Genomic DNA, 12821 nt, shown 5'->3' on the forward strand with positions numbered 1-12821 from the left:
AGGAAGCCCTCTATGCAATTCACAATCAAGCAAATCGCCGAAGCGCTGGACGCCGAATGCCAGGGCGATACCAGCCTGATCGTCTATCGTGCCGCCGAACCCGGAGATGCAGGCGCAGATGATCTGGCCATGGCCATGTCGCCCAAATACGCCGACGCACTGTCCGGCGGGTCGGCAAAGGCGGCGGTTGTGTGGGAAGGCGCGGACTGGCAGGGGATGGGCTTGCAGGCCGCTATCTTTGTGCCGCGCCCGCGGATGGCGATGGCAGGAATTACGGCGATGCTGGACCGAGGCCAGGGGGTCGCTCCGGGTATTCACCCTTCGGCCGTAATCGATTCGACCGCAGAGATTGCCGAAAACGTTTCCATTGGCCCACTTACGGTCATTGGTGCGCGGGCTCGCATTGGGGCCGGTTCAGTTATCGGCGCGCATTGTGTTGTCGGAATGGACGCCGTTCTGGGAGAATCTGCGGTTCTGCGAGAAATGGTCAGCATCGGTGCACGTGCAAGGATCGGTGACCGCTTTGTCGCGCAACCGGGTGCGCGCATTGGCAGCGACGGGTTCAGCTTTGTCACTCCGGAAGTGTCTGGCGTGGAAAACGTTCGCAAAACGATGGGAGATGCGGGGGATGCCAAGGCCCAGAACTGGCTGAGGATCCATTCGCTGGGCGCGGTGGAAATCGGCGATGATGTTGAGGTCGGCGCGAACTGCACCGTTGACAACGGCACCATACGCAACACCGTGATCGGATCGGGTTCCAAGCTGGATAACCTAGTCCACGTGGGACACAACACGCGCGTTGGGCAGGACTGCCTGTTATGCGGGCAGACCGGTGTTTCGGGGTCCGTTGAGATCGGAAATCATGTTGTTCTGGGTGGCCAGACCGGCGTCGTGGACAACATTTTCATCGGGGATGGCGTGATTGCCGGCGGGGGCACCAAGATCCTGTCCAATGTTCCGGCCGGGCGGGTAATTATGGGTTATCCGGGCATAAAAATGGAATCTCATACCGATATCTACAAGGCCCAACGCCGCTTGCCGCGCATGGCGCGTGACGTAGAGGCGCTGAAAAAGGCTGTTTTCAAACAGTCTTCGAGCGATTAAATCACAACCACCGTGATAATCAGAGGACCGATATGAGCATCACCGACCGCGTCATCTCCATCATTGCTGAGCAAGCCGTGCTGGAGCCTTCGGATGTGACGCCCGAAAGTACGCTCGAGGACCTGGGTATCGACAGTCTGGGCCTGGTTGAAAGCATCTTTGCCATCGAGGAAGAGTTCGACATCTCGGTGCCGTTCAATGCCAACGAACCGACAGCCAGCGATTTCGACATCTCGAATGTTGCAGCCATCATTGCAGGTATCGAAAAGCTTGTGTCGGAAAAGGTCTGACTGAGCCTCATGAAACGCGTTGTCATTACCGGGGCGGGCACGATCAACTCGCTGGGCCATTCCGTTCCCGATACGCTGGAGGCCATGCGCGAAGGCCGCTGCGGCATCTCTGAACTTGAGTTTCGCGATGTCGATCGTTTGGCTATCAAGATCGGTGGGCAGGTCAGGGGGTTCGAGGCCGAAGGCCGGTTCAATCGCCAGCAAATGTCGCTCTATGATCGGTTTACCCAATTCACATTGACGGCTGCCAAAGAGGCCATCGATCAGTCTGGGATCGAATTTCACGGCGATCTTGCGGCGCGTTCCGGTGTCGTTCTGGGAACGGCCGGTGGCGGTGTTTCCACATGGGACGACAATTACCGGTCGGTCTACGAAGACGGCAAGAACCGTGTTCATCCTTTTGTTGTTCCCAAGTTGATGAACAACGCAGCCGCCAGCCATGTGTCAATGGAGCATAACCTCAAAGGCCCGAGCTTTACCGTTTCAACGGCCTGCGCCTCGTCAAATCATGCTATGGCACAGGCTTTCCAAATGGTTCGCAGCGGGGCTGCGCCCACGATGATCACAGGCGGTTCGGAATCCATGTTGTGTTTCGGGGGCGTAAAGGCCTGGGAAGGCCTGCGCGTTATGTCCAAGGACGCATGTCGACCGTTCAGTGCCAATCGAAACGGTATGGTCCAGGGCGAGGGCGCCGGCGTGTTCGTGTTTGAAGAATATGAGCATGCGCGTGCGCGCGGCGCTGACATCCTGTGCGAGGTTGTGGGTTTTGCAATGTCGTCTGATGCATCCGATATTGTCATGCCCAGCAAACAGGGGGCATCCCGTGCGATGGCCGGGGCCCTGGCTGATGCAAAGCTGAACGCGAGCGAAGTGGGCTACATTAACGCCCATGGGACCGGCACCGCCGCCAACGACAAAACTGAATGTGCAGCGGTCGCGGACGTTTTTGGACCGCATGCGGATGATCTTATGATCTCGTCCACAAAGTCCATGCATGGACATCTGATCGGCGGGACCGGAGCGGTGGAACTGCTGGCCTGCATCATGGCTTTGCGGGACGGGATAGTTGCCCCGACAATCGGCTATGAGGAGCCTGATCCGGAATGTGCGCTGGATGTGGTCCCAAATATTGCGCGCGAAGCAAAAGTTGACGTTGCACTCAGCAACGCGTTTGCCTTTGGCGGATTGAATGCAGTCCTGGCATTGAAGCGGATCTGAAGCCAAAATAGCTTACAAACCAAAAACGCCGCCGAAAGTTATTCGGCGGCGTCTTTGATTGTTGGTCCGGATGATGTTCAGTTGATTTCCAACTTGTCGAATCCTGCAGTGAACCCTGCCAGAGAAATCTCAATCTCAAGAAGTTGGTTGGGTGCCAGAACCGAGACGACAGACATTTTGGCCGTGCTGCCGGCCTTCATGGCATCGACATCGCCTTGAGTGAACCCAAGCTGAGCCACGCAGCCGATGGGGTTGCAATGGTGGTAGTCATAGCGTTTGCCCGGAGCGCCATCGATCGACAAAGCCAGTTGCGCTTGCAACATGATTTCGAGCGGTACAATGACTGTTGCGCCTGCAACTGCTGCGACACCTTCGGGCAATTTGTTGACCGATATCTCCGCAATTGGCTGGCCTTCCTGCCCGGACAGCGTCTGCCGCAGCAAGCAGGGGTCCTTACCTGCTTCTGTTTTGAGGCATCTGATTTCCCAGTCGCCGCTTTGCTCTTTGACGTATTGTTCACCTACGCGCGGACCGGTTTCGCCCAGGTCGAGATCGGAAGCCGCTTCCGTCTGCGGTGTCTCTGCCGGAGTTTGGTCGTCCTGAGATGTTTCCTGCGCGGCTGCGGTGCTGCACCAGAGTGCCGCGGAAACAAGGCTGAAAGACAGGATGTTCTTGATCATGAGTGCCTCGGTTGCGTGATTGAGCTTTTTGCCCGGTCTATCACCGTTGAAACAGGGTGTCAGTCACTAAGCTGCATTATTGGACGGATGTGAACGGATTCTTGCCCATTTGCACTGGTATTTAAAACGTCCGGGCCAATGAAAAAGGGAGCCGGTGGAGCGGCTCCCTTCCTAGAATTTTCTCCCCGTCGGACTGGCCGACTTATTTATGCGCAGACGTTACGAAAGGGGGGCGCACGGGTCAACTGCTAACCTGAATTTTTAATATACTGACCAGTTCATTTTAATGCGGGCCGAAATCAAAAATGCCGTGCCCGAAGGCACGGCCAGTCGACAGGGAGGAAGTCTGCCACCCCGGAGCCTTCGCCCATGAGGCGGCAAATAAACTATCGCAGTCAAAGGTTAACTTTGTATGCTGTCGTGGGATCGGTGATAAGCAAGGCGAATAATTCATGAACAACAGTATTTTCCTGGGTGGCGGTGGCAAGGATTACGCTGAACCGCAGGGCCTGACGCTGAAGTATGCCAACCGACACGGTTTGATCGCCGGGGCCACCGGGACAGGCAAGACCGTTACGCTACAAATTCTGGCCGAAGGTTTCTCTAAGGCGGGCGTGCCTGTGTTTCTGTCAGATATCAAAGGTGACCTGTCTGGTCTGGCCTTGTCAGGAAGCCCGGATCACAAATTGCATCAGGCGTTTCAGGATCGCGCGCAACGCATCGGGCTGACTGATTTCGCCTACGCTGCCTGTCCGGTGACGTTCTGGGACCTGTTTGGCGAGCAGGGACATCCGGTCCGAACCACCGTCACCGAGATGGGCCCCTTGCTGTTGTCGCGTCTGATGGAACTGAGCGAGGCACAGGAAGGAATCCTAAACATCGCATTTCGTGTGGCCGACGAAGAAGGTATGCCGCTGCTGGACCTCAAGGATCTGCAGGCATTGCTGGTCTGGATCGGTGAGAACCGCGCGCAGCTGTCCCTACGATACGGCAATGTCTCGACAGCGTCGATCGGGGCGATTCAGCGCCGCTTGCTGGTTCTTGAAAACCAGGGCGGAACCAAACTGTTCGGAGAGCCAGCGCTGGATCTGGCGGATCTGATGCGAACCGATCAGAACGGGCAGGGGATGGTGAATATTCTGGCATCAGACAAGTTGATGGGCGCACCTCGACTATACGCAACGTTTCTGCTGTGGCTGCTGAGCGAGCTGTTCGAAGAACTGCCCGAGGTGGGCGACCCCGAGAAACCCAAACTGGTTTTCTTTTTCGACGAAGCCCATCTGCTGTTCGATGATGCCCCGAAGGTTCTGGTGGACAAAGTTGAACAGGTCGCGCGCCTGATCCGGTCAAAGGGAGTCGGTGTGTATTTCATATCCCAAAACCCGGCCGACATACCCCAGGATATTCTGGGCCAGTTGGGCAACCGCATTCAGCATGCCTTGCGGGCTTTCACGGCACGGGATCGCAAGAACCTGCGGTTGGCTGCGGAAACCTATCGTGAGAATCCCGAGTTCGATACCGAGGAAGCCATCCGAGAGGTCGGTGTGGGTGAGGCGGTAACGTCAATGCTGCAGAAGAAGGGCATACCCGGGATCGTCGAGCGCACATTGATCCGGCCACCGGGGTCCCAGCTTGGCCCGATCACGCAAAGCGAACGGCAGGCGATCCTTGATGCATCGGGGATGCGGGCAAAATACGATCAGCCCGTCGATCGAAAGTCGGCGTTTGAAATACTTCAGGCCCGGGCCGACGCAGCAGCAAAGGAAGCCGAAGATGCCGAGGCAGAAGATCTGTTTGAAACACAGACACCTGCCGAGCGCGAGTTTGCCGCGGCCCGCAGATATTCCGGGCAGCGCGTCAGCCGATCCTCTTCCCGCGTTTCGCGGAAGCAGGACACGTTTGCATCGGCCATGAGTCAGGCGTTGATCAAGGAACTGAAAGGGACGACCGGCCGCCGCATCGTGCGTGGCATACTTGGCGGGTTGTTTCGCAATCGCTGAGCGGATGCGCCGTTTCTAATTGAGGCGGCGCTGACCTTCCTGTCGGCAGTATGCGTCCGCCTCGGCGACTGACATCTTGGTTGCCGGATAGTCGATGGCCCGATCCCAAATGACCCGGTTCAGAGTATAGAGCTGGCAGGTCACAACCCCTTTTGGTGTTTGGACCTGGACAGGTGTTGTTTCAAGGCTTTCTGGGGACGGAACGCAGGCTGTCATAGCCGCGAGAACAGGCAGAACCAGTGCTGCTTTGGTGGTTGGTGCTTTCATGGTGGAACACAACTTTTCTAGGTTAACATACAAAATCGTTACAGATCGGCGGTTTAAGTGTGAGCGAGTGCCGAACAACAGCCAGAAACCATCTGGCTGATATATCCGTCTAGTCAGTTTTTTCTATCGATGCAACAAACCGCGCCGGACAGCCGGCGCGGTTCACTCAATTGTAAGAAGTTTGAAATTATTTTTCGGGGATCAGACCACGCGGGCTGAATCTAAGAACAATCAATAGAATCAATCCCATGGTAAACAACCGCATATGCGCGGCGCTGTCGATCAGGTGCGCTTTGAGTGCACTTCCGTCAGGCATACCCGCAGTGATCAGATTCATCAGCCACAGACCGATGGGCTCTACCTGAACCCAAAGGAACCAGATCAGGAACGCACCAAGGACGGCGCCAAAGTTGTTGCCCGATCCGCCCACGATCACCATGACCCAGACAAGGAAGGTGAACCGCAGCGGGTTGTAGGTGCCCGGCGTCAACTGTCCGTCCAGCGTGGTCATCATCGCGCCCGCTATGCCACAAATGGCCGAGCCCAGAACGAAGATCTGCAGGTGACGGCGGGTGACGTCCTTGCCCATCGCCTCGGCGGCGACCTCGTTGTCGCGAATGGCGCGCATCATGCGACCCCACGGGCTCTTCAGTGCCATCTGCGCCATCCACAGCAGAACCAGAAGGACAATTAGGAACAGCAAGGAATAGCCAAGTTTCACGGAAAGTGTTGAAGCCGTCACCGGGTCCAGTCCGAACCAATCGGCACGGGCAACGAAGCCGGGGTCATTTTGCAGGTCGACCTCATACCCGACCACAGGGGAAGGGCGGGGAATGCCGTAGACGTTCTTTACCCCACGCGCCAGCCAGTCCTCGTTCTTCATGATCGCGATAATGATCTCGGCGATACCGAGCGTCGCAATTGCCAGATAGTCCGAGCGCAAACCCAGCGCGGTTTTGCCGATCAGCCAGGCCGCACCTGCGGCCAGCAGCCCGCCAGCAGGCCAGGCCAGCAGCACGGGTAAGTTCAGACCGCCGATATTGCCTGCAACGGCGGGGTCAATCGCTTCGATGGCGGCAACGTTGGGATCGAAGATGGCGCGGTAGATAAAGAAACCAACGACCAGAATACCAATGATTGCCAGGGTCTGCGTGCGTCCCTTGGGCATCTTCTGTGCAACCATCACGGCCGCAACGACGGTTGCGGCCCCCAGCAACAGCGCGAGGATCACACCAAAGCCACCACCGGACCAGGCGCCCGGCGTTGGCGCGGTCGAAACCAGCACAACTGCCAACCCGCCCAGCGCAACAAAGCCCATGACGCCAACATTGAAGAGGCCCGCAAAGCCCCATTGCAGGTTCACCCCAATGGACATGATGGCCGAGATCAGGCCCATGTTCAGGATCAGGATCGCCGCGTTCCAGCTTTGCGTGAACCCGGTCAGCAGGATCAGAGCGCCAACGACAACAAATAGCAGTGTGTTTTTGACGGGCTCGCTCATATCACTTTCCCCTTGAACAGGCCCGTGGGCTTAAACAGCAGCACAATCAGCAGGATCGCAAAGCTGACGGCGAATTTGTAATCGGTGGACAGGAACTGGACCAAGCCTGACGGCTCCAGACTTTCCGGCGCCAGATAGGTCAGTACCTTTTTCCAGGCATAGGTGATGGTCACTTCGGAAAACGCGATGATGAACCCGCCCGCGATGGCACCCAGAGGGTTGCCAAGCCCGCCTACAATGGCCGAGGCAAAGATTGGCAGCAGAAGCTGAAAATAGACAAAGGGCTTGAAGCTTTTGTCGAGGCCGTAAAGCACACCCGCCGTGGTTGCCAGCGCAGCCACGATGATCCAGGTGATCATCACCACACGTTCAGGGTTGATGCCCGACAGCAGAGCCAGATCCTCGTTGTCCGAATAGGCGCGCATCGATTTACCGGTGCGGGTCTTGTTCAGGAACCAGAACAGCAGCGCCACGGCAACAACCGCCACGATCACGGTAATGCCCTGAGAGGTCTTGATCGCCAGCCCTTCTTGCAGGCCGGTCATCGCCTTGAAATCCCGCGCCGAAACAATGAACCGCGCGCCGTCCGAGAACCTTTGGTCATCCGGCCCGATGATGAACCGCACAAGCCCGTTCATGATGAACATCACGCCCATCGATACGATCACCAGAATGACCGGCTTGGCCTTTTGTTCCCTATAGAACCGATAGACCAGCCTGTCCGTGATCAGTACCAGAACGATACAGCCCAGAATGGCAAAGGGCAGGGCCAACAAGGCGGTCGGCAGCGGCCCGAAACTGACCCCGGCGGCCTGCAGGCCCCATGTGACCAGCACGGCGATCATCGCGCCAAAGGCCATCGTATCGCCATGGGCAAAGTTCGAGAACCGCAGGATGCCATAGATCAGCGTCACCCCCAACGCGCCCAGCGCCAACTGGCTGCCATAGGCGATTGCGGGAACAAGGACGAAGTTGGAGAGCGCCACAAAGGCGTTGAGAAAGTCCATGTTACTCTCCATACTCCGGACAGTTTATCTTGATTGTTTCAAACTGCCCTTCGGTGCTGTTCCGTTTGGTATAAAGCTTGAACCAAAGGTTTCGGCTCTCCCAAAGATCAACAACCTCATCGTCGTTGCTTGCATCGGCTTCGAATACAAAAGCATATGACTGTTCGTCATATGGTGAGATTTGTTTGCCAGAAAGCCAATCATTCAATTTGAATTCCAAAGGCTCACCTGAATCAAAATCAAACTTGAACCAAATCGGGAGGGGAACAGGCACTCTTGAATAGCGTGCAAAGTCAACCCAAGCGATTTCTTCTACTCTCTCAATAAGTTCGTATGGGTTGTTCCCATTTTTCTCGTTTATTGGCGCCATGAAGACTGTCGTTGTAACGACCAGTTCACTTTTTTCCTGCGTCACTTGGCAGAGCTTTTGAATGTCACATCTCTCAACAATCACACAATCATATTTCTTGAGCCCGCTAACAGGCCCTATGAATGCCAATAGTGACTGGGGTAGAGCGCACAGTACTAGTGCGGAAATCGTCTTAAACATCCTCACCCTCCCAAAAAACTCTTACGAACTTCGGGATCGGCCAGCAGTTCCTTGCCCGTGCCGGTATAGGCGTTCCGCCCCTGCACCAGAACATATCCCTTATCCGCGATCTCCAGCGCCTGACGGGCGTTCTGTTCCACCATCAGGATCGGCAGGCCGGTGCGTGAGACCTCGATGATCCGGTCAAACAACTCATCCATCACGATGGGCGAGACCCCGGCGGTGGGTTCGTCCAACATCAGAACTTTCGGCTGAGTCATCAGCGCGCGGCCCACGGCGACCTGCTGGCGTTGGCCGCCTGAAAGCTCTCCGGCGGCTTGGTTGCGTTTGTCGCGCAGGATGGGGAACAGGTCATAGACCTGCTCCATCGTCTGGCTGATGTCGTCGCGGCGGATGAAGGCACCCATTTCAAGGTTTTCCTCAACCGTCATTGAGGTGAAGATGTTTGAGGTCTGCGGGACGAAGCCCATGCCGCGCACCACACGGTCCTGCGGGGTGAGGTTGGTAATGTCCTCGCCGTCCAGTCGCACCGAACCGGACCGGACGTCCAGCATTCCGAAAACGGCCTTCATCGCAGTCGATTTGCCAGCGCCGTTCGGGCCAACGATCACGGCGATTTCGCCCTTGTCGACGGCGATGGTGCAGTCATGCAGAATATCCGGGCCCTTGCCGTAGCCACCCGTCATCGTGTCGCCGATCAGAAAGGGACCACCTTCGACCCTGTGGGTTTCGCCGCTTTTGCTGTGTGCAGGCGTCATCGTGCCAGCACCCCGGGTGTTGGTGATCGAGGTGTCCTTGTTGCCGTGGTCATCCTGATAGGGATTGTCGCTCGTGCCAGCGGTCATGATTGGGCCTCCAGCTTGTCCTTGTTTTTCAAACCGGTGCCCAGATAGGCTTCGATCACGTGTTCATTGGCCTTGATTTCGTCCAGCGTACCTTCGGCCAGCACCTTGCCCTCGGCCATGCAGATGACCGGATCGCAGATCTTGCCAATGAAATCCATGTCATGCTCGATGACGACAAACGTATAGCCGCGTTCCTTGTTCAGACGCAGGATCGTGTCGGCAATGGTCATCAGCAATGTGCGGTTTACGCCCGCGCCGACCTCGTCCAGAAACACAATCTTGGCATCGACCATCATGGTCCGCCCCAGTTCCAGTAGCTTCTTCTGGCCACCCGAAACCTGACCCGCCTTGTGGTCGGCCAGATGCTCGATGGTCAGGAACTCCAGAACCTCGTCGGCTTTCGCGCGCAAAGCGCGTTCCTCATCTGCGATGCGCTTGCGTCCGAACCACGTGTTCCACAGCGATTCCCCTGATTGGGCACCGGGAACCATCATCAGGTTCTCGCGGCAGCTCATCGATGAGAATTCGTGCGCGATCTGGAAGGTGCGCAGCAAGCCCTTGTGAAACAGCTCATGCGGAGGCAGGCCCGTGATGTCCTCGCCATCCATGTGCACTTTTCCGCTTGTGGGGGGCAGTACCCCGGCGATCACGTTGAACAGAGTGGTTTTTCCGGCCCCGTTCGGCCCGATCAGACCGGTGATTGAACCCTTTTGGATTTCCAGCGATGCCCCATCCACCGCATGAAACCCGCCGAAATGCTTATGCACGTCTTCGACGACGATCATATTATCCCCTTGCCGCCCTGTTCGGCGTTCTTGTTGTCCCATCCCCAGAGAAGAGGTGCGGTCTTTTGTCATTGAAACAGCCCGGACACAAGGCCCGGGCTGCTCGATTTATAACTTGTACTGAGGCGTCAACGGAAGTTGACTGTCTTGTTTTCGCCGTCAGTTACTTCGATCTCGCGGTAAGAACCAGCGCTCTCGCCGGGGCCGATCAGTTCCACGCCCGAGGCGCCGACATAGTCGATGTCCTGACCTGCGGCCAGCAGTTCCAGACCCTTGGCCAGTTCACCCGGATAGATCTTTTCACCCGGAGCGTTGGCGACGTCCATGATCTTGGCGCCGTAGTCCGCCGGGTTGGTCGACCCTGCGGCCTGCATGGCCAGCATGAACAACGCGGCGGCGTCATAGGATTCAGGCGAGTAGGGCGACGAGCCGTCGAAGCCACCGGCCTCGGCCATGGCAAAGTACTTCTCGGCACCTTCACCACCCGAACCGGCGATCTGACCGAACGAGCCGTTCAGGTCTGGTCCCACATTTGCGGGCAGCGAGTCACCGATCATGCCGCCGGGCAGACCGAACGTGTCGAATGCACCGCTGTCTAGTGCCGACTGGATGATGCCCAGACCGCCCTGGTCCAGATAACCGGCAACCACCAGAATATCGCCACCTGCCGACGCCAGAGCGCCAACTTCGGCCGAATAGTCGGCTTTACCGTCTTCGTGCGCCGCAACTATGGTGATTTCACCGCCAGCTGCTTCGAACGAAGTCTGGATCGCGTCCGCCAGACCCTTGCCGTAGTCGTTGTTGGTGTAAGTCAGAGCGATCGAGTTGATGCCGCGGTCTTTCAGAATGTCTGCCATCACCTGACCTTCGCGCGCATCCGAAGGTGCGGTGCGGAAGAACAGGCCGTTGTCTTCCATGGTCGACAGACCGGGCGACGTTGCCGACGGCGAGATCATGACCATGCCGTTCGGTATTGCAACGTTCTGCAGGATCGCGCCGGTCACACCCGAGCAGTCGCCGCCGATGATGCCGGCAACGCCATCGGCAATCATGCGTTCGCCGTTCGAGGTGGCCAGACCGTTGTCGATGCAGCCGGTATCGGCCCGGGTTCCGGTGACGGTTGCGCCATCCAGAAGCTTGCCGGATTCTGTGACCTCGGCCATCGCCATTTCTGCGCCGGACCCCATCGCCGGTGCCAGAGATTCAATTGGGCCGGTGAAGCCGAACAGGATGCCAAGCTTGACATCTTCGGCCATGGCGGTACCGGCCAGCAAAGCGGTTGCTGCAGTTGCTGTTAGCAGCTTTTTCATAAGGTTACTCCCATATTGGAACGTTAACGTCCGGCCATGACCCTAGGCAAGCAATGCGAAAAAGGGAAGTCCTAACGAAAAAGTGCTTTTGCTTGTCCTAACTCTATTTGTTTTGTTGGGTTTAACCAAAATTTGGGCGTCTGGCCAAAGCAGGAGGGTAATGATGATCAGGGTTTGCGCGATTCTTTCGATGCTGGGGATTGCTGTGACCGCATGGGCGGACGAACTGCAAACCTCGCAAGGCCCGGTGAGTGTCGAGGAAATGGCCGCCGGGCTGGATACGCCGTGGGCGATCGGGATTATCTCCAACGACGTATTTCTGGTGACGGAGCGAGACGGCGATCTTTTGTATTTCGACGGGGACAGAACCCAACAGGTCTCAGGCGTGCCGGATGTGGTCGCATCGGGGCAGGGCGGTTTGCTGGATGTCACAATCGCCCGTGATTTCGCGCGTAGCAGAGAGATCTTTCTTACCTTCTCCAAAGCTCAACAGGGTGGTGCAGGCACTGCGGTCGCGGTGGCGCGTCTTGCGGAAGACGGAAAACAACTCACCAACGTCCGCATCATTTTCGAGGCCGTCCCGGGCGGATCAGGTGGCCGCCATTTCGGCTCGCGCGTGGTCGAAGCAACGGATGGCAGTTTGTTCGTGACACTGGGCGAGCGTGGGGACCGTCCGGCGGCGCAGGACAGGTCCAATCATCTGGGGACGGTCGTCCGGATCAACCGCGATGGTTCGGTTCCCGCAGATAATCCCTTTGTGGGTCAGTCCACAATACGGCCTGAAATCTGGTCTTATGGCCATCGAAACCCGCAGGGCGCAGGGCTGGACGCCCGAGGACGTTTGTGGGTGTCGGAACATGGGGCCAAGGGTGGCGACGAGGTCAATCTTGTTCAGCCCGGCGCCAACTACGGTTGGCCGGTTATCTCGTACGGTGTTCACTATTCCGGTCAGAAGATCGGCGAAGGCACGTCGAAGCCGGGTATGAAGCAGCCCGAACATTACTGGGACCCCTCCATCGCCCCTTCGGGATTGCTGGTCTATTCCGGCAAAATGTGGCCCAAGTGGAAGGGGGATATCTTTGTCGGGTCGCTCAAGTTTGACTATATCGCGCGGTTGGCAGGTTCTCCGCTGCGCGAGGCGGAACAGATCAAAGGCCCCATGACCGAGCGTGTGAGGGACATCGTCGAAGGTCCCGATGGGGCAATCTGGTTCATTTCCGTGGGGCAGGGCGCGGTTTACAGAATGTCACGCTGAGCGCACCAA

The 12821-nt window shown here is 57.3% G+C and carries 13 protein-coding genes; 5 read left to right on the top strand and 8 right to left on the bottom strand.

Annotated features, from left to right (window positions below; translation table 11 throughout):
* The first annotated feature begins 12 nt into the window (after positions 1–12).
* The 3 genes from lpxD to ACR0JW_RS01835 are packed head-to-tail and all read left to right on the top strand — an operon-like array spanning position 13 to position 2612.
* Positions 13–1104 carry a UDP-3-O-(3-hydroxymyristoyl)glucosamine N-acyltransferase gene (gene lpxD, locus ACR0JW_RS01825; protein ID WP_170677156.1) on the top strand — a complete coding sequence of 364 codons (1092 nt, stop codon included), beginning with the start codon at positions 13–15 and terminating at the stop codon, positions 1102–1104.
* A gap of 32 nt (positions 1105–1136) precedes the next feature.
* On the top strand, positions 1137–1394 hold the full coding sequence (locus ACR0JW_RS01830) for an acyl carrier protein (protein ID WP_170615009.1): 258 nt from the start codon (positions 1137–1139) through the stop codon (positions 1392–1394).
* A gap of 9 nt (positions 1395–1403) precedes the next feature.
* Entirely contained in the window at positions 1404–2612 is a 1209-nt protein-coding gene (locus tag ACR0JW_RS01835) for a beta-ketoacyl-[acyl-carrier-protein] synthase family protein (RefSeq protein ID WP_170615010.1), read from the top strand.
* A gap of 77 nt (positions 2613–2689) precedes the next feature.
* Here the strand turns inward: ACR0JW_RS01835 and ACR0JW_RS01840 are convergent, their stop codons facing one another.
* Entirely contained in the window at positions 2690–3292 is a 603-nt protein-coding gene (locus ACR0JW_RS01840) for an invasion associated locus B family protein (RefSeq protein WP_170615011.1), read from the bottom strand.
* A gap of 452 nt (positions 3293–3744) precedes the next feature.
* Between ACR0JW_RS01840 and ACR0JW_RS01845 the strand changes: the two genes are divergently transcribed.
* Positions 3745–5292, top strand: a complete 1548-nt coding sequence (locus ACR0JW_RS01845; RefSeq protein WP_170677154.1) for a helicase HerA-like domain-containing protein — start codon at positions 3745–3747, stop codon at positions 5290–5292.
* 15 nt (positions 5293–5307) lie between these two features.
* On the opposite strand, the gene ACR0JW_RS01850 is transcribed toward ACR0JW_RS01845, so the two are convergent.
* The 7 genes from ACR0JW_RS01850 to ACR0JW_RS01880 form a co-directional block, all read right to left on the bottom strand.
* Positions 5308–5559 carry a hypothetical protein gene (locus tag ACR0JW_RS01850; protein ID WP_170677152.1) on the bottom strand — a complete coding sequence of 84 codons (252 nt, stop codon included), beginning with the start codon at positions 5557–5559 and terminating at the stop codon, positions 5308–5310.
* Between the two features lie 187 nt (positions 5560–5746).
* Complete coding sequence (locus ACR0JW_RS01855) at positions 5747–7060, bottom strand: branched-chain amino acid ABC transporter permease (RefSeq protein ID WP_170677150.1); 1314 nt, start codon at positions 7058–7060, stop codon at positions 5747–5749.
* On the bottom strand, positions 7057–8067 hold the full coding sequence (locus ACR0JW_RS01860; protein WP_170615015.1) for a branched-chain amino acid ABC transporter permease: 1011 nt from the start codon (positions 8065–8067) through the stop codon (positions 7057–7059). Before ACR0JW_RS01860 ends, ACR0JW_RS01855 begins: the two co-directional genes overlap by 4 nt.
* Before the next feature lies 1 nt (position 8068).
* Complete coding sequence (locus ACR0JW_RS01865; protein ID WP_480713530.1) at positions 8069–8617, bottom strand: hypothetical protein; 549 nt, start codon at positions 8615–8617, stop codon at positions 8069–8071.
* 2 nt (positions 8618–8619) lie between these two features.
* Positions 8620–9462, bottom strand: coding sequence for an ABC transporter ATP-binding protein (locus tag ACR0JW_RS01870; RefSeq protein WP_170677145.1), 843 nt, complete (start codon positions 9460–9462; stop codon positions 8620–8622).
* A complete protein-coding gene (locus ACR0JW_RS01875; protein ID WP_170677143.1) occupies positions 9459–10247 on the bottom strand; it encodes an ABC transporter ATP-binding protein in 789 nt (262 codons plus the stop codon). The genes ACR0JW_RS01870 and ACR0JW_RS01875 overlap by 4 nt, the downstream gene beginning before the upstream one ends.
* 128 nt (positions 10248–10375) lie before the next feature.
* Positions 10376–11557, bottom strand: a complete 1182-nt coding sequence (locus ACR0JW_RS01880; RefSeq protein ID WP_170615018.1) for an ABC transporter substrate-binding protein — start codon at positions 11555–11557, stop codon at positions 10376–10378.
* A 163-nt stretch (positions 11558–11720) separates the two neighbouring features.
* Here ACR0JW_RS01880 and ACR0JW_RS01885 point away from each other — a divergent pair, with 163 nt between their 5' ends.
* On the top strand, positions 11721–12812 hold the full coding sequence (locus ACR0JW_RS01885) for a PQQ-dependent sugar dehydrogenase (RefSeq protein WP_170677141.1): 1092 nt from the start codon (positions 11721–11723) through the stop codon (positions 12810–12812).
* The last annotated feature ends 9 nt before the right edge of the window (positions 12813–12821 follow it).

Source organism: Ruegeria sp. BG6, from assembly GCF_056538465.1.